This window comes from Phaeobacter inhibens DSM 16374, assembly GCF_000473105.1.
Classification (GTDB): domain Bacteria; phylum Pseudomonadota; class Alphaproteobacteria; order Rhodobacterales; family Rhodobacteraceae; genus Phaeobacter; species Phaeobacter inhibens.
Map to the genome: position 1 here is coordinate 517,533 of NZ_KI421498.1, position 24,554 is coordinate 542,086.

Annotated in this window: 23 protein-coding genes; 13 read left to right on the forward strand and 10 right to left on the reverse strand. The window is 60.5% G+C overall.

Translation table 11 applies throughout. The features are described from left to right. The 3 genes from rfbG to INHI_RS20880 all read left to right on the forward strand — a co-directional run bounded on the left by rfbG (position 1) and on the right by INHI_RS20880 (position 2,796). Positions 1-1,104 carry a CDP-glucose 4,6-dehydratase gene (gene rfbG / locus INHI_RS0106200; protein WP_027247099.1) on the forward strand — a complete coding sequence of 368 codons (1,104 nt, stop codon included), beginning with the start codon at positions 1-3 and terminating at the stop codon, positions 1,102-1,104. Continuing rightward, positions 1,101-2,006 carry an NAD-dependent epimerase/dehydratase family protein gene (locus INHI_RS0106205; protein ID WP_076615885.1) on the forward strand — a complete coding sequence of 302 codons (906 nt, stop codon included), beginning with the start codon at positions 1,101-1,103 and terminating at the stop codon, positions 2,004-2,006. Before rfbG ends, INHI_RS0106205 begins: the two co-directional genes overlap by 4 nt. Before the next feature lie 493 nt (positions 2,007-2,499). Next, positions 2,500-2,796, forward strand: a complete 297-nt coding sequence (locus INHI_RS20880) for an RNA polymerase factor sigma-54 (protein WP_081698688.1) — start codon at positions 2,500-2,502, stop codon at positions 2,794-2,796. Here INHI_RS20880 and INHI_RS20395 read toward each other — a convergent pair. The 6 genes from INHI_RS20395 to INHI_RS20400 all read right to left on the reverse strand — a co-directional run bounded on the left by INHI_RS20395 (position 2,704) and on the right by INHI_RS20400 (position 9,090). Then, positions 2,704-4,119 (reverse strand): FAD-binding oxidoreductase, encoded by a 1,416-nt coding sequence (locus tag INHI_RS20395; protein WP_051338952.1) that lies wholly within the window; start codon positions 4,117-4,119, stop codon positions 2,704-2,706. The two genes, INHI_RS20880 and INHI_RS20395, sit on opposite strands and share 93 nt — an antisense overlap. 27 nt (positions 4,120-4,146) lie before the next feature. Then, complete coding sequence (locus tag INHI_RS0106215) at positions 4,147-4,950, reverse strand: ABC transporter permease (RefSeq protein WP_051338953.1); 804 nt, start codon at positions 4,948-4,950, stop codon at positions 4,147-4,149. Then, complete coding sequence (locus INHI_RS0106220) at positions 4,947-5,774, reverse strand: ABC transporter permease (protein WP_027247102.1); 828 nt, start codon at positions 5,772-5,774, stop codon at positions 4,947-4,949. Before INHI_RS0106220 ends, INHI_RS0106215 begins: the two co-directional genes overlap by 4 nt. Before the next feature lie 22 nt (positions 5,775-5,796). After that, positions 5,797-6,900 carry an ABC transporter substrate-binding protein gene (locus INHI_RS0106225; protein WP_027247103.1) on the reverse strand — a complete coding sequence of 368 codons (1,104 nt, stop codon included), beginning with the start codon at positions 6,898-6,900 and terminating at the stop codon, positions 5,797-5,799. 60 nt (positions 6,901-6,960) lie between these two features. Continuing rightward, complete coding sequence (locus INHI_RS0106230) at positions 6,961-8,073, reverse strand: ABC transporter ATP-binding protein (RefSeq protein WP_367834105.1); 1,113 nt, start codon at positions 8,071-8,073, stop codon at positions 6,961-6,963. 87 nt (positions 8,074-8,160) lie between these two features. Beyond that, entirely contained in the window at positions 8,161-9,090 is a 930-nt protein-coding gene (locus INHI_RS20400) for a LysR substrate-binding domain-containing protein (RefSeq protein WP_162148081.1), read from the reverse strand. A gap of 177 nt (positions 9,091-9,267) precedes the next feature. On the opposite strand from INHI_RS20400, the gene INHI_RS0106240 reads away from it, so the two are divergent. The 6 genes from INHI_RS0106240 (at position 9,268) to INHI_RS0106265 (ending at position 17,606) form a co-directional block, all read left to right on the forward strand. Further along, the gene (locus INHI_RS0106240; protein WP_027247105.1) at positions 9,268-11,016 is read left to right on the forward strand and encodes an amidohydrolase; all 1,749 of its coding nucleotides are present in this window, start codon (positions 9,268-9,270) and stop codon (positions 11,014-11,016) included. After that, positions 11,016-11,945: a CobW family GTP-binding protein gene (locus tag INHI_RS20405; protein ID WP_051338955.1), complete on the forward strand. Its 930-nt coding sequence runs from the start codon at positions 11,016-11,018 to the stop codon at positions 11,943-11,945. Before INHI_RS0106240 ends, INHI_RS20405 begins: the two co-directional genes overlap by 1 nt. A gap of 664 nt (positions 11,946-12,609) precedes the next feature. Then, positions 12,610-15,426 (forward strand): bifunctional [glutamate--ammonia ligase]-adenylyl-L-tyrosine phosphorylase/[glutamate--ammonia-ligase] adenylyltransferase, encoded by a 2,817-nt coding sequence (gene glnE, locus INHI_RS0106250; protein WP_027247106.1) that lies wholly within the window; start codon positions 12,610-12,612, stop codon positions 15,424-15,426. Continuing rightward, positions 15,416-15,706 carry a hypothetical protein gene (locus INHI_RS0106255; protein ID WP_014880346.1) on the forward strand — a complete coding sequence of 97 codons (291 nt, stop codon included), beginning with the start codon at positions 15,416-15,418 and terminating at the stop codon, positions 15,704-15,706. The genes glnE and INHI_RS0106255 overlap by 11 nt, the downstream gene beginning before the upstream one ends. Positions 15,707-15,827: 121 nt before the next feature. Beyond that, positions 15,828-17,042, forward strand: coding sequence for an RSP_2647 family RNA methyltransferase (locus tag INHI_RS0106260; protein WP_027247107.1), 1,215 nt, complete (start codon positions 15,828-15,830; stop codon positions 17,040-17,042). Between the two features lie 21 nt (positions 17,043-17,063). After that, positions 17,064-17,606 carry an RSP_2648 family PIN domain-containing protein gene (locus INHI_RS0106265; protein ID WP_014880344.1) on the forward strand — a complete coding sequence of 181 codons (543 nt, stop codon included), beginning with the start codon at positions 17,064-17,066 and terminating at the stop codon, positions 17,604-17,606. 8 nt (positions 17,607-17,614) lie between these two features. On the opposite strand, the gene INHI_RS0106270 is transcribed toward INHI_RS0106265, so the two are convergent. The 3 genes from INHI_RS0106270 to mazG all read right to left on the reverse strand — a co-directional run bounded on the left by INHI_RS0106270 (position 17,615) and on the right by mazG (position 20,370). Then, entirely contained in the window at positions 17,615-18,610 is a 996-nt protein-coding gene (locus INHI_RS0106270) for an LLM class flavin-dependent oxidoreductase (protein WP_014880343.1), read from the reverse strand. Between the two features lie 184 nt (positions 18,611-18,794). After that, positions 18,795-19,487, reverse strand: a complete 693-nt coding sequence (locus INHI_RS0106275; RefSeq protein ID WP_027247108.1) for a M48 family metallopeptidase — start codon at positions 19,485-19,487, stop codon at positions 18,795-18,797. Between the two features lie 46 nt (positions 19,488-19,533). After that, a complete protein-coding gene (gene mazG / locus INHI_RS0106280; protein ID WP_027247109.1) occupies positions 19,534-20,370 on the reverse strand; it encodes a nucleoside triphosphate pyrophosphohydrolase in 837 nt (278 codons plus the stop codon). A 64-nt stretch (positions 20,371-20,434) separates the two neighbouring features. Between mazG and INHI_RS0106285 the strand changes: the two genes are divergently transcribed. Genes INHI_RS0106285 through INHI_RS0106300 form a run of 4 tightly spaced genes read left to right on the forward strand, consistent with a single transcriptional unit; the run spans position 20,435 to position 24,063 of the window. After that, the gene (locus INHI_RS0106285; RefSeq protein ID WP_027247110.1) at positions 20,435-21,628 is read left to right on the forward strand and encodes a M20 aminoacylase family protein; all 1,194 of its coding nucleotides are present in this window, start codon (positions 20,435-20,437) and stop codon (positions 21,626-21,628) included. Positions 21,629-21,687: 59 nt separating this feature from the next. After that, positions 21,688-22,656, forward strand: coding sequence for an agmatinase (gene speB / locus INHI_RS0106290; protein ID WP_027247111.1), 969 nt, complete (start codon positions 21,688-21,690; stop codon positions 22,654-22,656). Next, positions 22,649-23,596, forward strand: a complete 948-nt coding sequence (gene speB, locus INHI_RS0106295; protein WP_027247112.1) for an agmatinase — start codon at positions 22,649-22,651, stop codon at positions 23,594-23,596. Before speB (INHI_RS0106290) ends, speB (INHI_RS0106295) begins: the two co-directional genes overlap by 8 nt. Before the next feature lie 44 nt (positions 23,597-23,640). After that, positions 23,641-24,063, forward strand: a complete 423-nt coding sequence (locus tag INHI_RS0106300) for a DUF1499 domain-containing protein (RefSeq protein ID WP_014874976.1) — start codon at positions 23,641-23,643, stop codon at positions 24,061-24,063. Positions 24,064-24,105: 42 nt separating this feature from the next. Here INHI_RS0106300 and INHI_RS0106305 read toward each other — a convergent pair whose 3' ends face one another. Further along, positions 24,106-24,504: a hypothetical protein gene (locus INHI_RS0106305; protein ID WP_014880338.1), complete on the reverse strand. Its 399-nt coding sequence runs from the start codon at positions 24,502-24,504 to the stop codon at positions 24,106-24,108. Positions 24,505-24,554: the final 50 nt, after the last annotated feature.

Consider the following 24,554-nt stretch of genomic DNA (forward strand, 5'->3'; position numbering starts at 1 on the left):
ATGAGCTGGGAGACACAAAGTGCGTTCTGGAAAGGGCGCAGAGTTTTTCTGACCGGGCACACAGGGTTTAAGGGAAGTTGGCTTGCCCATTGGCTTCTTATGCTCGGTGCGGAAGTCCGAGGGTTTTCTTTAGCGCCCGAGAGTGGCCAGGTGCCCGACGGGTTCAAGCCTTTGTTTGAAGAACTGGGCCTAGGCGCCAGGCTTGATCATCTCATCGGAGATGTCCGGGACGAGGAAACCCTCAAGAGATCCCTGCGGGCCTTCAATCCTGAGGTTGTTTTGCACCTTGCTGCACAGCCTTTGGTTCGCGCCTCCTACCAAAACCCGGTTGAAACCTACGCGACGAATGTCATGGGAACGGCACATCTATTGAATGCTTGTCGTTCTGTAGCTGATCTGCGGAGCATTGTGGTTGTTAGCAGCGACAAATGTTATGAAAACCGTGAACAGCTTTGGGCCTACCGCGAAATTGATCCGATGGGTGGACATGATCCATATTCGAGCAGCAAAGGCTGCGCGGAGCTGGTTACTAGCGCGTTTCGAGATTCCTATTTTCCCACAGAGCGCGCGGACGAGCATGGCGTGTCCATCAGCAGCGCACGGGCGGGGAATGTGATCGGTGGCGGAGATTGGAGTGAAGACCGGTTGATCCCAGATGCCATGCGGTCAATGCTGGCCGGATCACCTCTGGAGATTAGGAATCCACGGGCTGTACGCCCTTGGCAGCATGTCCTCGAGCCCCTTCAAGGATACTTGAAACTGGCGTACAAAGGCGCAGAGGATCCGGCTCTCTTTTCAAAGGGGTGGAATTTCGGTCCCGTGGATGGAGACGCCCTTCCCGTCGGCGACTTGGCAGACCGCCTTGCAGCCAAAATGCATGGGAAGTTTTCCTGGAAAACAGCTGCAGAGAGCGGGCCGCATGAAGCCCAGCTCTTGGCGCTGGACAGCACGGCCGCCCGTGCGCTGTTGGATTGGAAACCGGCACTATCCTTACAAGGCATGATGGACTTCACAGCAAGCTGGTACAGTTGCCGCAGCCTGGAGCAGCGGGTAGAAATGGTGTCTGGGCAGATAACCCAGTACACCCGAAGACTGAAGCTATGAATGCGCTTGAAGGAAAGAGGGTTTTGCTGACAGGGGCAACAGGTTTCCTGGGCGGCAAACTTCTTGAGCGTTTGTGCCGTATAAATGCCGTAACTGGCTGTTTGATGCGAAATAACCGGAACATAGCGCTTTGCGTAGGAGCTGAGCGACTGGAAACAACTGGTTGTGCGGCTGACACTATTGAAACAATCTGTCAATTCCGCCCGGACGTAATGATCCATTGCGCTGGCTTGGTTCAAACAACACACGGTCCAGACGACATCGATACGATGCTGCAAAGCAATGTTCAACTGGCTGCAGCATTGTTTGAGGCTGGACGGCAGCTTGGAGAGCTTCGCATCGTTAACCTTGGAACTTACCTAGAGTACAGCAGCGACGGAAAGATCGCACCAACCAGTCTTTATGCCGCGAGCAAGCGTGCTGTGACTGAACTGCTGAACTATTACACTCATGCGGTGCCTACCCGTGCAATCTCAATCAAACCGTCCGTAATTTACGGAGCTGGAGATCCGCGTCCGAGATTGCTGCCGTCGTTGGCTAAGGCTATTGCCAATGGACAGACGCTTTGCCTTTCAGAAGGGCTGCAGAAACTGGACCTGATTCACATTGATGATGTTGTCGAGGCCTTGATTCAGGCATCGGTTCACCTGCTATCATCTGAATCAAAGACCGGGCACCAAGAGTACTTTGCTGTCTCCGGCAACAGATTGAGTATTCGTGAGCTGGCCCAGAAGCTTGAGCAGATTGTCGGCCGGGAAGCTGATTTGCACTGGGGCGCACATTCTTACAGACCTGAAGAGGTTATGGAGCCATTTTCTGGCGGTACCCCTTTACCGGGATGGTCTCCGGTAGTCCCCTTGGAACTAGGATTAGCTGAGCTAGTTTTTCAGCAAGGCAATTAAGAGGAGTTGCGAAGGGGCATCGGGTCACTGAGACTGGACGCTTAAGTTCTAAAACATACCCTGCCTAACAAAAGTAGTTCTGGCATTCATCTGGCGTGTAAAGGTCGCAAATTTTACTGATTGCTTCAAAGAGGCTGAGTTGCTGCCGGTCAACGGACCGTGCGGTGGGGCTGATCTCCATAGAGTAAGTGTCAGTCACAGAACGGATCTCGATAAGGCAGCTTCGGCTGTGTGGCGGCTAGCAGAAGTTGAAGCCCGGGAAGCTGCTGACTTTTTTGGTATTTTCCGGGTGGATTACAGGCTGACGGGTCGGCACTGTCGCGAAGTCACTCCCCGGATCAGCTCAAAACCACGTGGCGACGGTGCTGGCTAGCCCATCCATGACCTGCACCTCTCTACTTCCGACAAAAAGCACAGCTGCGGGCCAGTGATTGTAAGAAGGGCCATCCCGACGTTGCGGCGGTAGCGTGCGGGAAAAGGGGTAGTTGGTGAAATCGTGGAACGCAAGGGCTCCTATTTCCGTCTTGGCGACCGCGCTCTTGCTCCGATGACACTGTCTGAGATTGCGCGTGAAACTGGATTTCACCTGAGTACCGTCAGTCGGATTCTGAATGGTTTGCTGATCGAAGGACCGAACGGCATTGTGCTTGCGCGTATCCGGGCATCTGACATTTGGCGAGTATTCAGACTGGTCAAATCACACATCCTCCTTCGAGAGGGCGAGGCAGGGCAGATCATCAAACACTTTGGAGGGGTTGAGCGTAGATTGGGGGTCAAACGCTGTCTTTAGCTGTCGCATGGCCGCGAGAGCCGGTGTGGGGCGGCTAAGCGGCAGATGCATGCGTTTTTCGAGTCCTATGCCGTGTTCTGCCGAAACGGTCGTGCCTGTGAATTGCTGCAGCACGCCGTAGACAGCGCCGTCAATTGTGGCGTGACTAGCGGGGTCATGGGCAGGCCCTACCATGATGTGCAAGTTGCCGTCGCCCATGTGGCCGAAAACGTAGCAGGTGACTCCCTTGCAATCCTTTGCGATCCGCATTTGCAGCTGTTCAACATAACCGGGGATATCGTGAAGGCGCAGGCCGACGTCGTAGGACAGGCAGGGGCCGTTCGGACTTTCTATCACGTCTGCGTCCTCGCGCAGCTGCCAGATGGTGCGGCGCTGTGTTTCGGACTGGGCGAGGGTGCCGTCCTGCAGAAGGCCATCCTCGAAACATCCGGCCAGAAAGGTCGTCAGAGCATCCTCGTGCTCTTTGTCGCCCCAGTGGCCGGTCTCGATCACCCCGTAGATACCGCAATCGGGTGACACCAAGCTGCTGCCCAAATGCGTGGCGATTTGGATGAAGAACTCCGGCCACATGGCTTCAAATGACAAGAGGCTGCCTCCAAAGGCTTTGCGGGCGCTGGCCAGCACTTGGAACAGATCTTCGGTTCCGGCGCAGCCGATCAGCGCAGTTTGCACCGAGGACGGGCGGCTGTGCAGGCGCAGGGTGAGTTTGGTGATGATGCCAAGCGTGCCTTCGGAGCCGATGAACAGCTGCTTCAGGTCATAGCCTGCGTTGTTCTTGAGCAGAGTGTTGTTCAGATCCAGGATCGTACCGTCCGCGAGCACCGCTTCCAGCCCCAAAATGTTGTCGCGCGCCATGCCGTAACGGATCGCCTGGATGCCGCCAGCATTGGTCGAGGCGAGGCCACCCAGGGTGCAGCTGCCGCGCGACGGCAGGTCGACACCGGGGGCGAGGCCGAGGGGCTCGGCGGCGTCGATTACCTGCTGCAGGGTGACGCCGGCCTCAGCGGTGATAATGCCCTGCACCGGATCGAGCTCCAGAATCCGGGTCATCTTCTCTAGCGACAAGGCCACCTGCCCGGGGGCCGTGGCAGTGCCCTGCACCAGCCCGGTCAACCCGCCTTGCGGAACAATTGCCAGTCCATGTTCGGCAGCCAACCAGCAAATTTTGCTAACGTCCTGCGCCGAGCCGGGAGTCAGCAGCACGCCACCGTCATAGCTCGCGGCGCAATAGCCGGTGTTGCGCAAGGCGAGCCGCTCGCCGGTGATCACATTCTGCGTGCCGATCACCGGAGCGAATAGAGCGGAAATCTGACTGATATCCATTGGATGTGCTTTCGATTGTGCCTGATCTCAACTGCCGGACTTGTCTTTACGGTGCTCGTACAGGGCCTTGGCGACGATGGCGATGGTGGTCAGCACCATCAGGATCACCGAGACCGCAGCGATGATCGGGTCAACGTTGAGGCGCAGCCCATCCCAGATCCGTTTCGGCAGGGTGATCACGTCGATGCCACTGACAAACAAGGTGACGGCGATCTCTTCCCAGGACAGAACCAAGCTAAGGAACCAGGCCGAGAACAGCCCGAATTTGAGGTTCGGCAGCACCACCCAGAAGGTGGTTTGCAATCGCGAGGCGCCAAGGTTGCGCGAGGCAAGCTCCAGCGATTTGTCCAGCCGTGAGGTGGCGGTCAGCATCACGATCACCGCAAAGGGCGTCACCATGATCACATGGGTCAGGATCAGCCCCGCATAGGTATCGATCAGGCCGATGCGCGCTTGCAGGAAGTAGATGATTACCGCCGAGACCACCGGAGGCACCGCCATCGGCAACAGCGCCAGTCCCACCAGCGCCCCGCCATAGCGCGGCTGGCGGAACCAAAGGCCCAAGGCAAAAGCGGTGGCTAGAACCGTGGCGATCACGCTGCTGGCCATAGCCACCAGCACGCTGTCGGATATGCTGGCCAGCCAGGCCTCGTCTGTCAGCAGCGGCCGATAGTGGCGCAGGGACCAGTCGCCCTTTGGCAGAGACAGGAACCGCTTGGGGGTGAAGGTGACCGGGATCACAGCCAGCAGCGGCATCAGCAAGAAGAGGCCGGTGAGGATGGCGGCAAGTTTCAGCAGCCAGCCTTGCAGGTTCCGGGGCTTGCGCATCATTTGACCAGCCTTTCCGGATGGATGACCCTGAACAGCAGGCCCGCCATTGCCGCGACCACGGCCAGCACCCCGATGCTGAGCGCGGCGCCAAAGCCCCAGTTCGATGTCTGGAACATCTGGATGTAGATGTATTCCGCAATCATCACGATTTTACCGCCACCGAGGATCGCCGGGGTGATGAAGAAGCCAAGGGCAAAGACAAAGACGATGATCACCGAGGCTAGGATGCCGGATACCGTGAGTGGTAGGAACACATTCCAAAAGGTGAAGGCCGGGCTGGCACCCATACCGCGCGAGGCCAAGAGCACCCGAGAGTCGATCTGGCGCATGATCGAGGCAATCGGGAAGACTGCAAAGGGCACCAGAAAATGCACCATGCCTAGGACCACGGAAAATTCAGTGCGCACCAGCGTCAGCGGTTCGGCGATGGCGCCAATGGACAGCAGGGTCTCGTTCAGGATGCCCTTGTTGCGCAGGATCACCACCCAGCCGAAGGCGCGGATCAGCACTGAGATCCAGAAGGGGATGAAGATGCAAAGCTCCATGAACAGCTTGCGCGCGGGTGAGCCGAAGACCCAGTGATAGGCCAGAAGGTAGGCCATCAGCACTGAGGTAAGGGTGACCAGAATGCAGACCCGCGCGGTGCGCAGCATTATGTTGAGCGCATCCGCATCAGTCAGCATCCGCACATAGTTCTGGGCTCCGGGCTCAGGCCGAGAGACAGACCAGCCAAAGATGCCCAAGAGCGGTGCCAGATAGACCGCCAGGAAAAGGGCGGGCAGCAGCCACATGGCTATGGTGTGTATATTGAGCCGTGCGGCCATCCTGCTGCCCCTCCCCGAGTGCTTAGCTGCTGACCAGGGCCAGATATTTATCCAGCGCGGTGCCGTAGTGGTCGGCGTACCATTCCGCCTGCAGCGCGATCTGCCGCTCCAGGTTCTCTTTGGAGCTCGCATCCACCGGCTTCATTTCTTCCGAAACCAGCGCATGGGCGGCAGGGTTGGCTGGGCCGTTACCCAGCTCGTTCAGCAGGGTCACCTGATTGTCCGGATTTTGAGCCAGGGCGATGAACTCCATTGCAGCCTTTAGCCCGGCCGGGTTGCCCTTGATCACAGTCCAGCCGGAAGGCGACACCAGACCCTGATCAAAGGTCCAGTCGACCTCGCCTTCGGTGTCCTGCTTGGTCAGGTTGGCGCGGGTGTGCCACAGCAGGCCCATCGAGGCCTCGCCGTCGCGCAACAGCTGCTGACTTTCGGCGCCGGAGGACCAGAAGCTGACGATATGCGGCTTCAGCACCTCGATCTTGGCCAGCGCGCGGTCCACATCCAGCGGATAAAGCTCAGCAGGCGCCACGCCATCGGCCAGCAGCGCGGCCTCCAGTACGCCGGTCATCCATTTGTAGAGGGTGCGTTTGCCCGGGTACTTCGCGACATTCCAGAAATCGGCCCAGGTGCTGGGCGCGTCATCGCCGAAGCGGGCGGCGTCATAGGCGATGACATTGCTGTAGAAATAGGAGGGAACGTAGAATTCGCCGTCGAAGCCGGGCTCGATCTTGCTGCGGTCGACGATGGAATAGTCGATTTTCTCCATCATGCCTTCGCGGCCCAGGCGGATCGCGGAATAGGGTTCGGCGTCGCAGACGTCCCAGCGGACCGAGTTGCTTTCGAATTGGGTCTTCATCGAGCCTTCGAGAGGTCCGGAGCCGTCGATCTTCAGCTTGTTGCCAGTGGCGGCCTCGTAAGCCTCGGCAAAGGCGGCGGAGTAGGCGTCAATCGCATCCCCGCCCCAGTTGACCACGACCAGCTCCTGGCCTGCGGCCCGGGCACCCGGCGCGGCCATAGTCGCTGCCCCCAAGGCAACCAGCCCGGTCAGAAAGCCGCGACGGTCCAGCTTGCCACTCCGGAAGCGCTCAGCCAATAGCTCGCAGCAGTCTCGTTGAAAGTTGCTCATTGTTTTCTCCCTGGTCATGTCGCGCCGACTGCCGCTTCGGGCAGCGCAGTCCTGGTCCTGTTAGTCGGCAATCACGATGCTGTTTTCGGGGGACCAGCTGACCCACAGTTCACTGCCAACACTGGGCAGCGTGCCATTGGCGCTGTGGGTGGAGGCACTGATGGTGCGGCCCTGCGGCGTCTGCAGCATCAGGTCGCTATGCGAGCCCTGATAGGTGGTCTGGACCACCCGGGCGGGCAGTATATTGGTCTGATCTGCAGGGTGCTCGGAGCTGAGTGTCATGTGTTCAGGCCGCACGGCGATGTTGACGGTGCTGTTCACGCGGTTTCCCGGATTGGCGGCCGAAAGCGTCGTGCCGTCCAGATTAGCGCGCAAGAGGTCGCCATCCATGCCGGGGCTCGTTACCGGGAAGATATTGATCTGGCCCAGGAATTCTGCGACAAAGCGCGAGTCCGGCGCGCTATAGATCCGGTCAGGCGAGTCCAGTTGCATCAGTCGACCCTTGTTGAAAATGGCCACCTTGTCGGACATCGCCAGCGCCTCACCCTGGTCGTGGGTGACAAAGACAAAGGTGGTTCCGGTTTCCTCATGCACCCGCTTCAGTTCGCTCTGCATCTGTTCGCGCAGATTGCGGTCGAGCGCCGACAGCGGCTCATCCAGCAGCAACACATCCGGCTGGAACACCAATGAGCGCGCCAGGGCCACCCGCTGCTGCTGCCCTCCGCTGAGTTGCGAGGGTTTCTTGTGATCATGTTCAGTAAGGCCAACGGTTTCGATGATCCGCCCAACCTTCTGCTTGCGTTCGGCGCTGCCCATCTTACGCACCCGCAGAGGGTAATCGACATTCTGCCAGACCGTCATATGAGGAAACAGCGCATAGCCCTGAAACACCATGCCAAAGTTTCGCTCTTCTGCCACCAGTGCGCTGATGTCCCGGCCGTCTTTCATCAATTGGCCGGATGTTTGTTCGGTAAAGCCTGCAAGAATCATCAGAAAAGTGATCTTGCCGGAACCGGAGGGGCCGAGAAAGGTCAGGAACTCGCCTTTGTTGATCTCCATGCTGACATCATGAAGAGCCTTGAAGTTGCCATATGACTTGCAGGTGCTGCTGGCCGCGATTTGTGACACTGACTGGTTCCCCATCGTTCCTGGCCCCGGTAAGGCCCTGAGCATTGGCGAAAGGACTGCAGTCAGTTTTTTCACGTCAAATGAAAGAAACTTCCGTATTTACTTGAGATTTTTTCATGAATTTGCGTATTACTAACTCTGCGTTTGCAGTGTGTATTCCTGGAACCAGCGCGACAGCCAGTCGATCGCCAGCTGGCAAACCCGGCGTTCCATCCGCTCTTTCTGGGTAACGATGTAATAGGCGTGGGGGCCGCGAATATCGGTGTCAAACAGGCGTACCAGCTTACCCTCGCGCAGCGCGTGGCGGCCCAGGATGTCGTCCCCGATTGCTATCCCGGCTCCGGCAATAGCTGCGTTGATATTTTGGGTCACGTCCGAAAACATGATGCCCTTGCTCAACTCAAAGCTCTTCTTGCTGGCGGCAGACAGCCAGACCACCCAATCGCTTTGATTGCGGTGGTGCAGTAGCGGCAGTTTCACTAGATCCTCGGGCGTACGGATGCGGCCGTGGCGCTCTAGGAAGGCGGGCGAACAGACTGGGAAAGCGCGTGGGGTGAACAGGTGCTGGACGTGCTTGCCCGGCCAGGCGCCGTCGCCGTAGATGATCGAGAAATCAGTTTGATCGTTGAGGATATCGCTGCGATCGGTCTCGTTGGTGATTTCCAGGTCTATGTTGGGAAAGAGGTCCAGGAACTCGGTGATGTGGTACGCGAGCCAATAGCTGCCCAAGCCTGACGCACAGTTGATCCGCAAGGGTCCGAAGGGTTCGCTGCCGCCCAGTGGAGCGTTGGCGCGTTCGACGATCTCCAGCGCCTTGCGGATGTCCTGCACATAGCGGTTGCCGGCTGAGGTCAGCTCCACTTTGCGGCCCGCACGGCTGATCAGTTTGACACCCAGCATTTGCTCCAGATTTCGCAGCTGATGCGAAACCGCGCTGGGGGTCACGAACATCGCCTCTGACGCCTTGTGCAGGCTGCCCAGCCGCGACACCGCCTCCAGCATCCTGAGCGCGGTCATCGACGGGTAGACCCGGCGCGCATCGCTTGCGTCTCTTTCGGCCATGCTACCCATGTTCGGGATCTCTCCATGCAGGGTTTCGGGCATATTGCATGAGAAAAATTTTAAATGCAGCGGAATTTCTTTCATTTGACGTGAGAAATCCTGCGTTCTTACTGTGCCCGGACAGGGCAGCCGCATGCCGGTGTGGTGCGGGCCCAGGACAGAAAAAGGACAACTAGCATGGTTTCGAGCGCCGGAATCCGGTCGACCAACACGCCTGAAGGGCTGCCTGCGGCGGATATGGTGCTGCGGAACGGGCGGATTTACACCGTTGATCAGGATCAGCCCTGGGCCGAGGCGGTGGCAATCAAACACGGGCGGTTCATGGCGGTTGGCAGCAATGCCGAGATAGAGCCGCTGATTGCCGATTACACCCATGTGCATGATCTGAACGGCGCCTTTGCGATGCCGGGGCTGTACGATATGCACACCCATCCGGATCTGGCTCTGGGGCCGAAATACTCCGACTATCTGGACGTGGGACTGGAGACGCCCTCCCTGGATCAGGTGCGCGAGGCGACCCTGCGCTATGCAACCGAAAACCCCGACCGCGAGTGGATTTTCGGCAAGCATTTCGTCCACTACGCCTTCCGCAAGGCGGGGCTGAAGCCGGGGCGCGACTGGCTCGACAGTTTTATCCCCGACCGGCCGGTTGCGATCATGGACCGGATGTGGGGCAGCTGCATGGCCAACTCAAAGGCGCTGGAGCTGGCAGGCGTCAGCAAGGACACAGTCGATCCCAACAACGGCTACATCGTGCGCGATCCGCTGACCGGCGAGCCGGACGGCATTCTGGTCGATGGCGCCTATGCGCTGATCATGGCGGCGATGCCGCCGCCGCCGATGCATGCGCTGACCCGCGCCTACCGCGAGGGCGCGCGGTTCCAGTCTGCCCGCGGGGTGGTGGCAACGAAATACGTGCATGTGTGCGAGCAGCGTCTGGATGCGCTGCGTGCTATCGACCTCGCGGGTGAGCTGCCGGTGCGGGTTGAGGCCGCGATCAGCTGGCAGGACGACATCTTCCCGGTGTGCCGCCGTTGGGAGCTGCTGGCGGGCGAGCGGCATTACTACCGCTCCAAGCGTCTGAACGCGAATGCCGTAAAGTTCCACTTTGACGGCACCGCCGAGCCGCGCACCTCTTACCTGATCACCCCATGGCCGAACGAAAAGACCTGGCAGGGCTCGCTGAACCTGACGCCTGAACATATCTACGACATGGTGGCAGAGATGGACCGCAAGCGGATCCTGGTAATCGCCCATTGTACCGGTGATGGCGCCTCGGACATTTTTCTGGATGCAGTAGCTGAATGCCGCCGCCGCAACGGTCCCGGTGGCATGCGCCACCAATGCGCCCATTCCACCCTGCTGGACGAGGGCAATCTGGCCCGTTTTGCTGAGCTGGACGTGATTGCCGAGTTCTCGCCGGTGGGCTGGTTCCCGTCGGAGTTCACCATCGGTGCGCGCTCGTCTTTCGGGGAGCGACTGCAGGAGGCCTATAACGTGCGCGGCGTGCTGGATGCGGGCGGAGTTACCGTAATGGGCACCGATTGGCCGGTCAGCAGCATCGACCCTTGGTTCGGGTTCGAAACGCTTGTCACCCGCGAAAACCCGCGCGGGGAGATGGAGGGCAAACTGGGCCGGTCGATCACCCCGCAAGAGGCGATCCGGATGCTGACCCTCAACGGCGCCTATGCGATGGGCTGCGAGGATGTGTCCGGTTCGATCACCGCAGGCAAGACCGCCGATCTGATCGTCCTGGACCGCAACCTGTTGGAGATTGACGCCAAGGGCAACTGGCACAAATCGCAGGTGCATCTGACAATGGTGGATGGCGAGATTGTGCATGACCCAAAGGGCTGGATGCAAGGCACAGATTTTGAAAGCCGCATCACCTCTCCGGTGCCTGATTTCACTCCGGTGGACATCTGATGGACACGCGCGTTCCGGTGACCATCGTCGCGGGCTTCCTCGGCTCTGGCAAAACCACTCTGATCAACACCCTGCTGCAGGGGGATCACGGGCTGAACATCACCGTGCTGGTCAATGATTTCGGCGCGGTCAATATCGACTCCGACCTGATCCTGAAGCGCGAGCGCGAGGTGATGGAGCTGTCGAACGGCTGCGTTTGCTGCTCGATCCAAAGTGATCTGGTGGCGCAGCTCCAGGCCCTGTTCCGCTCAGGCAACTCGCCTGAGTATCTGCTGATCGAGGCCAGCGGGGTTTCTCAGCCCGGCCGCATCGCGTCTGTCTTCGGCTATCCCCAGCTGCGGAACTATGCACGGCTCGACGCGGTCGTAACTTTGCTGGACGCCGAAAACACCGACATGCTGTCGGACAACTGCCAGCAACTGGTACAGGCGCAGATTGAGGCGGCGGATATCGCGGTGCTGACCAAGACAGATCTTGTCGACGCGCAAAGGGTCGGAGATTTCCGCGAGCGGTGGCTGTTCCCGGATTTGCCCAGCTATGAGGCCCGTGATGGACATGTTCCCCTGCAGTATCTGTTGGACACCGGCCTGCATGACCCAAGCAGTGCGGCCCTGCTGCAATCCAACCCGGCGGCCGGATTTTACTCGCAAAGCTGGTCATCGCAGAAGCCGTTTAGCTACGCCAGCTTCAAATCTGCGCTGGGTGCCTTGCCCGCTTCGGTGTTCCGGGCAAAGGGCGTGCTTTATTGCATAGACTTCCCCGACACTCGGATTGTGTTCCAGAAGGTTGGTTCCCGTTTGGAATTCCGCCACGACGGCCCATGGCGCGGGACCCCGGAAACCCGGCTGGTTATCATAGGTGAAGACGGACTTGACCAGGACGGTTTCCTGCAAAAGCAAATGGAACAATCCCTGGCCGCCCGCTCTTAAGTTTATGCGGGGCTCTGCCGGACGAACGGCTGGAACAGGGCCAAGGAGATAACGACTTCATCTTGCGGGGCGGGGATATTTAACCGCCCTTGGTCCGGGGGTGTTGCACGATGGTGTGGCGTGTTTTCCCTTGGCAATGTCCATCCCTCGGCTGGTCGCCGTGGCGGTGCGGAACGTCGCAATATTGGTGACAGTTACCAAACTGTGTTCCGCGAACAGTTGCAGGCTGGTCGTCTTGCAACCGCTGGACGCGGGAATAGACGGTCACAGCGCCTCAGGATCCTGGCGGTCTGGCCGGTGATCTTGGATGCACGCGAGGAAGATTCTGCCGATCTGGTCAAGGGGGGTGGCCCAAAGAGAGGAGGAGAAAGCATACGGCTGCGCTTTGCCGTCAGACGATGTGAAATATACCTGATGAGGGCGACAGGACGGTGCCGTCCGATTCTGGACGTCTGCGTGCCGCTGATCACCGTATCACTCGTTACTACAAAGCTGTCTGACAGGCCCCCGGAACGTGAGCGCAGCCGCAGAAACAGCATTAACCTATCGTTAACCAGGGGGCTATTCCGGTATTCCTTACCTTACGTCATCCTTTGCTATATGGCAGCGCGTTAGTGTGGTTTCGCCGATTGACGGCGACTACATCTGATCGCAGTGTCACCACATGGGACAGTCAATTGAAATTCAGCGCCTTCCACGGGCATTTGATGCAGATCTGGGACAGGATGCGCTGGCACTTGTGCCTGCTCTTCACGGTGATCAGGCCCGTCTGGTGGCCGGTGCGGCAGGGTCCAGCCCTTATCTGAAGGAGTTGATTAGCCGCGAGGCGGATTGGCTGGCGCCCGCGCTGGCGGACCCGCAGACAGCTCTTGCAGGCATTTTTGCGGATGTGCGGGCTTTGGCGCCAGACCAGCTGAAGCCGGGGCTGCGGCGGGCCAAGCGCCAGCTGGCGTTGCTGAGCGGGTTATGTGATCTGGCCGGGGCCTGGGATCTCATGCAGGTGACCACCGCGCTGACACAGTTTGCAGAGCTTTGCGCAGATGTTGCCATCAAGGCCGAGATCGCCGCCCTCATCCGCCGTAAGAAATTGCCGGGACTGACAGAAGCGGATGTTGACACAGCGGGCGGGCTGACTCTTTTGGCGATGGGCAAAATGGGCGCCTATGAGCTGAACTACAGCTCGGACATCGACATGATCTGCCTCTTTGATGAGACACGGTTTGACCCTGATGATTTCTATGAGGCGCGTCAGGGCATGGTTCGGGCCACCCGCAATATGTGTACGGTGCTCAGTGAGCGCACCGCTGATGGCTATGTGTTCCGCACCGACCTGCGGCTGCGGCCCGACCCGTCGGTGACGCCGGTTGCCATGGCGATGGAGGCGGCGGAGCGCTACTATGAGAGCCTTGGTCGCACTTGGGAACGGGCGGCCTACATCAAGGCGCGCCCCTGCGCCGGTGATCTGAAGGCGGGCGCGGATTTCTTGCAGACGCTGCGCCCCTTCGTCTGGCGGCGGCATTTGGATTTCGCAGCCATTCAGGATGCCCATGATATGCGTCTGCGGATCCGCGAGAACAAAGGCACCGGTGGCCCGCTGACTGTGCCCGGCCATGATATGAAGCTGGGGCGTGGTGGCATTCGCGAGATTGAGTTTTTCACCCAGACCCGGCAGCTGATCGCGGGTGGGCGTGATGAAAGCCTGCGTCCGCGCGGCACTCTGGACGGGCTGCGGGCGTTGGCCGCAAAGGATTGGGTGCCACAGGATGTCTGCGACCAGCTTGGCGCGCATTATGTCGCCCACCGAGAGGTGGAGCACCGGATCCAGATGGTGCATGACGCCCAGACTCACCGGATGCCACAGTCTGAGGATGGCATCGCCCGGATTGCCTGCCTGATGGACCGTGACCCGGCGGCGCTGCTGGCGCAGACCAAGGCGCGGTTGCAGGAGGTGCATGAGTTGAGCGAAGGGTTTTTCGCGCCGGATGCACCGCCGGAGGTTGCGCCTCAAACCCTGCCGGATGCATTGGACAGCGATATCCTGGCCCGTTGGCCCACCTATCCGGCGCTGCGCTCGGCGCGGGGGGCGCAGATCTTTGAGCGGCTGAAGCCAGAACTGCTGGCGCGGTTGTCGCGCACCGCCCAACCGGCAGAGGCCTTGGTGGCGCTGGACGGGTTTCTGGCCGGGCTGCCTGCGGGGGTGCAGCTGTTTTCGCTGTTTGAGGCCAATCCGCAGCTGATTGATCTGCTGATTGATATTGTTGGCACCTCTGGCACGCTGGCGAGCTATCTGTCGCGCAATTCCAGCGTATTTGACGCGGTGATCGGAGGGTCGTTTTTTGATGACTGGCCCGGACGTGAGGCGTTGGGTCAGTTGCTGGCGGCGGTGCTGGCGCAGGAAGAGGATTATGAGACGCAGCTGGATGCGACCAGACGCTGGTGTAAGGAATGGCATTTCCGCATCGGCGTGCACCACCTGCGCGGGTTGATTGATGCCGCAACAGCCGGGGCGCAATATGCTGAACTGGCAGAGGTTGTGATTGCTGGGCTGGCGCCGGTGGTGGTGCAGCAGTTCGCGCAAAAGCACGGCCCCCCGCCGGGGCGCGGCGCAGCCGTTCTTGGAATGGGGTCGCTGGGCGCGGGGCGGATCAATGCGCTGTCAGATCTGGACGTCATTGTGATCTATGATCCGGGAACGGCAGAGGCTTCGGACGGGCCGCGACCACTGGCGACGCGCCCCTATTATGCGCGGCTGACGCAGGCGCTGATCACGGCGCTGACGGCGCGGATGTCGCAGGGCCAGCTCTATGAGGTGGACATGCGGCTGCGCCCCTCGGGCACGCAGGGGCCGGTGGCCACCAGTCTGGAGAGCTTCTGCCAGTATCAACGCAATGACGCCTGGGTCTGGGAGCATCTGGCACTGACCCGGGCACGTGTGGTCGCAATCGCACCGCTGCCTGCGGCCGCTGGTCTGGCGCAGGATATCGCTGCGTTTCGCCGTACATTTCTAGCAGCCCCTCGCAGTCGGGATGCGATCCTGCCGGATGTCGCGAAGATGCGGGCGCGTCTCGCTGCTGCCAAGGCGCCAAGCGGCCCCTGGGACGCCAAGACTGGCGCGGGGCGGATGATGGACATCGAGCTGATCGCTCAGGCAGGGGTCTTGCTCAGCGAGGCGACCGGACAGGATGTGGCCGCTGGTCTGGAGGGCGCTGTCGCCTGTGGCTGGCTGGATGCCGCAGATGCGGCTGAATTGCAGCGCGGCTATGATCTATTCTGGTCGGTGCAGACAGCGGCGCGACTGGTTTCGGGCAAGGCCATTGATGCGCAGACCCTGGGAGAGGGCGGTGCGTTGTTTCTTTGCCGCAGCACCGGCTACGCGGATCTTGCCGCATTGGAAGCGGATTTGACGGCGCGCTACGCGCGGTGCGGTGATATCATCGCCGCCGCATTGGAGAGAGAAGGGGCCAGCGGCCATGACGACTGAGGCGACACCACATGCACCGCTTGCCCAGCTTGATCCCAAGGGGCTGATCCGGGAGAGTTTTTGCATCGACGGGATTCAGAACGGGGAATGCCGCAGCATTTTTCTGGATTGGGCGCTGAGCCTGCCCGATGGGGTTGATAGCCGTCAGGCAATGTCAGCCCTGCTTGAACAGGTGGCAGCGGATCACCCGGATCATCCGATGACGGCGGTGCTGCGCGAGGGACTGCAGAGCGCCGCCAAACCCCGCAGGCGCGGCGGCTGGCGGTCGCGCGCGCGGTAACCGGACGGGCGCCGCGCAGGTGCCGACCGCAACGCGTGCCGCAAGGCCCTGCGACGCAGGTGATCTGCGCCTGATCCAACACGCTCTTTCAACGGGCAGAGGTTGGGGGTAAGAGGGGCATATGACAGCTTCTCCCTCCGCGCCCGAGCGCGCCCGCGTAAAACTGAAACCCAAAGCCAATGCCCGCGCTCTGCGTCACGGCTTCCCATGGGTCTATGCCAATGAGCTGGTCACCGACCGGCGTACCCGCAAGCTGGCCCCCGGCACGCTCGCGGTGCTGGAAGATGACGGCATGACGTCGATGGGTCTGGTCGCGATCAACCCCGAGAGCAAGATCATCGCGCGCATGCTGGACACGGATCCGGCGGCTGAGATCAACCAGGATTGGTTCGAGACCCGCCTGAGCCGCGCACTGGCGTTGCGCGAACAGCTTTATGATGCGCCCTATTACCGGCTGGCCCATGCCGAATCCGACGGCTTGCCCGGCGTGGTGATCGACCGGTTTGGCGATACCTGCGTGGTGCAGCCCAATGCAGCCTGGGCCGAGGCCCATCTCGATGCGCTGACCGACGCGCTGGTTGCGGTCACCGGGGTCACCACCGTTCTGAAAAACGCCTCCGGCAGGGCGCGCAGCCTGGAAGGGCTGGATGATGTCAGCACAACCCTGCGCGGCACGACCCCGGAGGCCCCGGTGCAGGTCACGATGAATGGCGCGACCTATATGGCGGATCTGACCGGCGGGCAGAAAACCGGGTTGTTCTACGACCAGCGCGACAACCACGCCTTTGCTGCGAAACTGGTGAAACCCGGTGCCAAGGTGCTCGACGTGTTTTCCCACGTGGGTGGCTTTGGTCTGGCGATGCTGGCTGCGGGTGCTGCAGAGGCAACCTGCGTTGATGGCTCCGCCCCGGCGCTGGACCTGGCTCGCGAAGGGGCTGCGGCCAGTGATTTTGCGGATCGGTTCGCGGCGCGGCAGGGCGATGCCTTTGAGGTGTTGACACAGCTGGCCGAGGAAGGCGTGCAGTTTGACGTGGTGATTTGTGATCCGCCCGCCTTTGCCCCGTCGAAACAAGCACTTGAGGCGGGCCTGCGCGCCTATGAGCGGATTGCCAAACTGGCTGCGCCGCTGGTGGCTCCGGGTGGGTATCTGGGCCTCTGCTCTTGTTCCCATGCCGCTGATCTTAGCCGCTTCCGCAATGCTTCTGCGCGCGGGATCGGGCGCGGTGGGCGGCGCAGCCAGCTGCTGCACACCGGATATGCGGGTGCAGATCATCCGCAGCTGCCTCAACTGGCTGAAAGCGGCTATCTGAAGGCCGTTTTCTTCCGGCTCGACTGATCTGGCGCGGGTGTTCTGGCGATGAAACTGCTTCTGGATGCCTGCGTGCTCTATCCGACGGTGATGCGGGAGATGCTGCTGGGCACGGCCCGGATCGGCCATTTCACCCCGCTGTGGTCGCCGCGTATCCTGGAAGAATGGGCGCGGGCCGCGCGCAAGATCGGCCCCACGGGCGAGGCGCAGGCGCGGGGTGAAATCGCCCTGATTACCGCCGCTTGGCCGAGAGCAGCCATCACCCCCACACCCGCAGTAGAGGCGCGGCTCTGGTTGCCGGATCTGGCGGATATTCACGTGCTGGCGGCGGCGATTGTTGGCCATGCGGATGCGGTCGTGACGGTCAACAACAAGGATTTTCCCCGCCACACACTGGCTGAGGAAGGGCTGGAGCGGATTGGCCCAGATCAGCTGCTTTATGATCTTTGGCTGAAGGATCCCAACGGTCTGTCAGAGGTGGCAACCTCGGTGCTTGCCGAGGCCAACCGGCTCTCTGGTGGCGGCTGGGAGCTGCGTCCGCTGCTGAAAAAAGCGCGCTTGCCGCGGCTGGCCAAGGCTTTGACGCGCTGACGACAGCTTTAAACGCTGCTCAGGATGTCAGCGGCAATTTCAAAGGATCTGAGCCGTGCCGCATGGTCATGGATCTGCCCCGTGATGATCACCTCATCGGGGCGATAGCGCTCAAGAATGGATGAGAGTTCTGCGCGCACGGTGTCCTTGCTCCCCGTGGCTGAAATGCGCAGCGCCTCATTCACGCCTGAGAGCACCGGCGCGGGGATGTGGTCAGTGATGTCATCCACCGGCGCGGGCAATTTGCCTGGCTTTCCAAGACGCAACCGGGCGAAGGCCTGCTGCATCGTGGTTCGCAGGCGGCGGCCCTCGTCGTCGCTCTCGGCGGCAAAGACATTGATCGCCATCATCGTATGGGGGGCAGAGAGGTTGGCAGAGGGCTGGAACTGGCGGCGGTAGACCTCCAGCGCCTCTTCCAGCGCCGCAGGGGCGAAATGCGAGGCAAAAGCATAGGGCAGCCCGAGATGCGCCGCCAGCTGCGCGCCATAGAGGCTGGAGCCGAGCATCCAGACCGGCACATGGGTGTCCTGTCCCGGGAAGGCGCGCACCGCGCGCGATGGATCATCAGCGCCCAGAAAACCCATCAGATCAATGACATCCTGCGGGAAGCTGTCACCGGAGGCATGGTCATGGGCCATGCCCCGGCGCAAGGCGCGCGCCGTCTGCATATCAGTTCCGGGCGCGCGGCCTAATCCCAGATCAATCCGGTCGCCATGCAGGCTTGCCAGCGTGCCAAAGGCCTCCGCGACCATATAGGGTGCATGATTGGGCAGCATGATGCCGCCAGCCCCGACCCGGATTGAGCGGGTCTGCGCGGCGATATGGCCAATCAGCACTGCCGTCGCGGCACTTGCGATGCCCGGCATGTTGTGATGTTCGGCCAGCCAATAGCGGTGATAGCCCCAGCTTTCAGCCCGCTGGGCCAGCTCGGTGCTATTGCGCAAGGACTGGGCAATCGTCTGGCCTTCGGGCACGGGAGCAAGGTCAAGAACAGAGTAGCGCATGGGGGCTCCTATGAATTCCCAGTGCCGTTGCTTAGGGGGAGCTGGCAATGTGACTGAATGGGGCAGAAGGATAACTGTTACCTTCCCATGTGGGGAAGGTTTCCCGCCTTGGCAAGAGGCAGGGATCTACTGGGATCTGTTACCTCTCATTAACCATATCTTGCAGGTGGTTACAGGGGGAAGCTTATGCTTTGGGGCCGTCCCACTTTGCTTCCAACCGGTCGAGGGCGGCGATGCGCTCCTCGGTCTTCGGGTGGCTCATCAGCCAGGCGGGAGCCATGCCGCTGCGGGCCTGTGTCAGATCTTCCAGCTTACGAAACAGGCTCTTTTGCGGCGCGATTCCAATGCCGGATTTGGTCAGCAAGGCGGCCGCATATTCGTCAGCCTCATACTCATCGCTGCGCGACAACCGGGCGGCCAAAAGCGAGGTGAGCACATTGGCGATCCACGGCCCGACAAAGGGCACAAAGCGACCGATGATCAGCATCAGGGCGGTGCGCAGAGCGTTCTGTCCAGAGAAATCGATCATGCGCTTTTTGGCGTGTCCCAGTGCCACATGGCCCAGCTCATGGGCGATGACCGAGGCCAGTTCGGCGTCGCTGACCTCGCCACTGCGGTATTTGCGATAAAACCCGCGGGTGATGAAAATCCGGCCATCAGGTGCGGCCAGCCCGTTTACCGGATCGACCTCGTAGATATAGACCGGGATATGAGTGATCCCGAGAGCCGCTGCCATGCGGTCGGTCAACTGACGCAGGCGGGCGTCGGCTAACTCGGTGGATTGCTGGTCAAGGGCGCGATGGGTGCGCCAGACCGACAGGCGATACATCACCAACCCGTAGATCACGGCCAGAAGGATGGGGGTCAAACGCAACATGATTCAGGATATGGGGCTGTGACAGGGCAGGGACAAGGCGTGGGGGTCAGCTGTCGCTGGTGCGATTGGCGGCGCGGCTCTCGGCCTTCACCTCATCCCAAAGCGCATCCATTTCGGCCAGATCGCTGTTTTCGGGGCGTTTGCCACGGGCGGCCAGCTTGGCTTCGACGCCCTCAAACCGGCGGGTGAACTTGGCATTGGCAGCCCGGAGCGCTGCCTCCGGTTCTACACCCAGATGGCGGCCCAGATTGGCCATCACAAACATCAGGTCTCCAAACTCTTCCTCCACCTCGGCCTGGCTCAGGCTGTCGCGCGCCTCGACCAGTTCGGCAGATTCTTCGGCGATCTTGTCGATCACATTCGCTGCTGAGGGCCAGTCGAAGCCGACACGCGCGGCGCGTTTTTGCAGCTTATAAGCGCGCAGAAGGGCGGGCAGGCCGACCGCAACGCCATCCAAGGTGCCCTGTTGTGCCTTGTCAGCGCGTTCCGCCGCCTTGATTGCCTCCCAGTCGGCGGTCTGCTGGTCAGCGGATTTTTCGCGGCTCTCATCGCCAAAGACATGCGGATGGCGCGACACCATCTTGTTGGACATGGTGGTGACCACATCCTGAAAGGTGAAATGACCGGCCTCTGCCGCCATTTGGGCATGAAACACCGATTGAAACAGCAGATCGCCCAACTCCCCCTTCAGCTCATCCCAGGCTTCACGCTCAATCGCGTCGGCAACTTCGTAAGCTTCTTCAATGGTATAGGGTGCGATGCTGGTAAAATCCTGCTCGATATCCCAGGGGCAGCCGCCCTTTGGATCCCGCAAGCGGCGCATGATTTCCAACAGCCGTTCGATGCCGGCAGTTTCATTGTGGATGAGATTGGTTTCGGGCATTGCGGCGGCTCTTGTTCCAGTGTCAGATGCATCAATCCCGAGTCTGACCAAGGAGTCCACCCCAATGCCGGTTGTGAACCGAATTGCCGACTATGCCGAAGAGATGAAGACCTGGCGCCGGCATCTGCATCAAATCCCCGAACTGGCGCTGGACCTGCCGAAAACCGCGGCCTTTGTGGCTGAGAGGCTACGCGAATTTGGTGTGGATGAATTGCATGAGGGGATCGCGACTAGCGGTATGGTGGCGATCATCAACGGACAGGGAGACGAGGTGGGCGAGGGGCCGACCATTGGTTTGCGCGCCGACATGGACGCGCTGCCCATCCCCGAGGAAACGGGGGTAGACTATGTCTCGGGTCATGATGGCAACATGCACGCCTGTGGTCACGACGGTCACACCACCATGCTTTTGGGGGCCGCGAAATACCTCGCGGAGACGCGGAATTTCAAAGGTCGCGTGGCGCTGATCTTCCAGCCTGCGGAGGAGGCCATCGGCGGTGCCCGCATTATGGTCGAAGAGGGCATCATGGAGCGTTTCAACATTGGTGAGGTCTATGCGCTGCATAATGCGCCGGGTCTGCCTGTGGGCGCCTTTGCAACCACGCCGGGGCCGCTGATGGCGGCCGTGGATACATTCCACATCAATATTCAGGGTGTTGGCGGCCATGGCGCGATGCCGCATGAAACCCGCGATCCGGTGATGGCGGCCTGCGGCATGGCGCAGGCGATTCAGACAATTGTATCGCGCAACCACTATGCGCTGGATGATCTCGTGGTTTCTGTCACCCAGATCCACACTGGCACCGTCGATAACGTGATCCCCGACACCGCCTATATCAACGGTACCGTGCGCACCTTCGATCCGCGTGTGCAGGAGATGGTGATGCGGCGGATGAAGGAAATCGTCGCCGGGCAGGCGGCCAGCTATGGGGTTGAGGCTGAGCTGGACTATGAGGTGGGCTACCCTGCCACCATCAACGACGCGGCCAAGACCGGTTTCGCTGCCACCGTCGCGGGTGAAATCGCAGGCCGTGAGAATGTCGAGGCGGAGGCCGGGCGCGAAATGGGGGCAGAGGATTTCTCCTACATGCTGCAGGCCCGCCCCGGCGCCTATCTATTTTTGGGGCAGGGAGACAGCGCCGGGCTGCATCATCCCAAATATGATTTCAACGATGAGATCGCGCCGATTGGAGCGTCATTTTTTGCCCGTCTGGTCGAGAGAGCACAGCCCATGGTCAACGCATCCAACGACGGGTGACAAGGACAATGTGACCCGCTATTTGATCAAACAGCAGGTGCATCACAAGGAGGCGCAGAATGGCGCTAGAAGACGCAAAGCACATGATCGATCACGCCTTTACGCGTGAGGATATGAAAGGTCTCAGCTTTGAGATCACCTTTGGTGGGGCGACCTCTTTCCTGCGACGCAAATATACCAAGGATCTGACCGGGGTGGATATCGCGGTTACGGGCGTGCCGTTTGATCAGGCGGTGACCAATCGGCCCGGAACACGGCTGGGCCCCCGCGCCATCCGCGAGGCGTCTTGTTTGCAAAGCCCGGATGAACCCTATGGCTGGCCCCATAGCCCGCTCAGCACGCTGGCCATCGCCGACTATGGCGATCTGGCCTTTGACCACGCCGATGTTCCGGCTTTTCCCGCCGCGCTGACGGAGCATATCCGTGGTATTCTGGCCTCCGATACGGCCTCGGTCGTCTTGGGTGGCGATCACTATATCAGCTTTCCGATCCTGAAGGCCTATGCAGAGAAATACGGCCCTATCTCGCTGCTGCAGTTTGATGCCCATACCGACACTTGGCCCGATGACAATATGGACCGGATCGACCATGGGACCATGTTCTACAAAGCGGTGAAAATGGGCCTTGTGGACCCCAAAACATCCGTTCAGGTCGGGATCCGCACCACCAATGACGACACATTGGGCGTGAACATCATCGATGCGCCCACCGTGCATGAAATCGGCCCGGTTGAGACCGCAAAGCGGATCAAGGCGATCCTTGGCGACCGGCCGACCTATCTGACCTTCGATATCGACTGTCTTGATCCGGCCTATGCGCCGGGCACCGGCACGCCGGTCTGGGGTGGGCTGACCTCGGCGCAGGCGGCCCGTATCCTGCGCGAGATTGCAGGCATCAATATCAAAGGCGGCGACGTGGTGGAGGTTTCCCCTCCGTTTGACACCACCGGCGCCACCGCCATCGCAGGTGCCCATGTGGCGACCGAAATTATCTGCCTTCTTGGCTGGAATATGAGAGACAATGACTGATTTCAATCAACCGATCAGCGGCAATGATCTGGCGCGGTTTTCCGGTCCGAACACTTTTATGCGGCTGCCGCAGGCGACGTCGCTTGACGGGCTGGATGTGGCCATTCTGGGTGTGCCGATGGATATCGGCACCTCCTGGCGCTCCGGCACCCGCTTTGGCCCCAAGCAGATCCGCGCCGAAAGCGCGATGATCCGCCCCTACAACATGACCTCCGGCGCGGCACCGTTTGACAGCCTGAATATCGGCGATATCGGCGATCTGGCGATCAATACGTTCTCCCTGTCCGACAGCCTGCGCATCATTCAGGAAAGCTACAGTGCAATCCTGTCCAGCGGGGTGACACCTGTCGCGATGGGCGGGGATCATTCAATTACCCTGCCGATCCTGCGCGCCATTGCTGAAAAATACGGACCTGTTGCGCTGGTCCATGTCGATGCCCACGCGGATGTGAACGACGATATGTTCGGCGAGCGTGAAACCCATGGCACCGTGTTCCGCCGCGCCTATGAGGAGGGTCTGATCGTCGCCGACAAGACCTATCAGATCGGGCTGCGCGGTACCGGCTATGGCGCTGACGACTTCAAGGAGGCGCAGCGCTGGGGCTTCCAGCACTTCCCGGCCAGCGAATTGTGGAACCGCTCCCTGCACGGCATGGGTGCGGAAATTCGTCGCGATATCGGCAATAGGCCGGTCTATGTCTCCTATGATATTGATAGTCTTGACCCGGCTTATGCGCCGGGCACCGGCACGCCGGAAATCGGCGGGCTGACAACGCCGCAGGCACTGGAGTTGATCCGGGCCTTGCGGGGGCTGAACATTGTGGGTTGCGACATGGTCGAAGTGTCGCCGCCTTATGACACATCGGGCAATACGGCGCTGACAGCGGCCAACCTGCTGTATGAGCTGCTCTGTGTGCTGCCGGGTGTGACAACAAAATAAGGCAGGCTGTCCAGTGGCAGCTGCCACCAGGGAGAGCGGACCATATGGGTCGAGTGATGATATTTGTCTGGTTGAGCATTGCGGCACTTGTCGTGGTGCTCGGCTTTATCCGGCTGGCGCCCAGCGACCCGCTGGACTGGAACACGCAGCCGGAGTTCAGCGAGGACAAGACCTTTCGCGGGGGGGTGTTTCGGGTGCTGCGCAGCGGCGAGGACGGGCTAGAGCGGTTTCACGCGGTCGCCAGCAACGCACCGCGCACCCGTGTTCTGGCAGGCTCGGTCGAGGATGCGATGGTTACCTATGTGACCCGCACCCGGTTTCTGGGGTTTCCCGATTACACCACGGCGCGGCAGCATGGCGAATTGCTGAAGGTCTATGCGCGGCTGCGTTTTGGCCGCTCTGATCTGGGCGCGAATAACGACCGGATCAACAGTTGGATCGCGCAGATGGAGCCCGCGCCGCAATAGTTCTAAGGCAGGGGTAGGTTGGCAAAGCGATTGTCTGCAGGGTCAGATCCGGGGCAGGGGAGCGGTCGCAACCGACAGGCCGGGTGCCGGATCGGCCTCAGCCGCAAGGCAACCTTTCTGCACCTCGCGCCACATCGGCACATTCAGCGACATCTGGCATTGCGCCGTGAACATGCGCCCATCAACCTGAAGGCAGATAAATTCACCCAGTTCGATCCGGCTGCCGCTCTTGTCGGTGCAATAGCAGTCAATCGTGCGCCCGTTCGGGGCGGTAACATCTGCTTGGACCGTGGTCGCGGCAGCATAAGACAGCAGCACAAGACCAAGAAGCCGCATCAGCTGCCGACCCGGCGGCACAACAGTGTGTTCCGGGGGAGTAACGGCAAGGGCGCAGCGCTGCAGGCGGCCCGTTCCCACGATATGAGGACTGGCATGTTGCATGACCCTAGCATATCACAAGGGCAGCTTTCCGCCAAAGACAGATCAACACG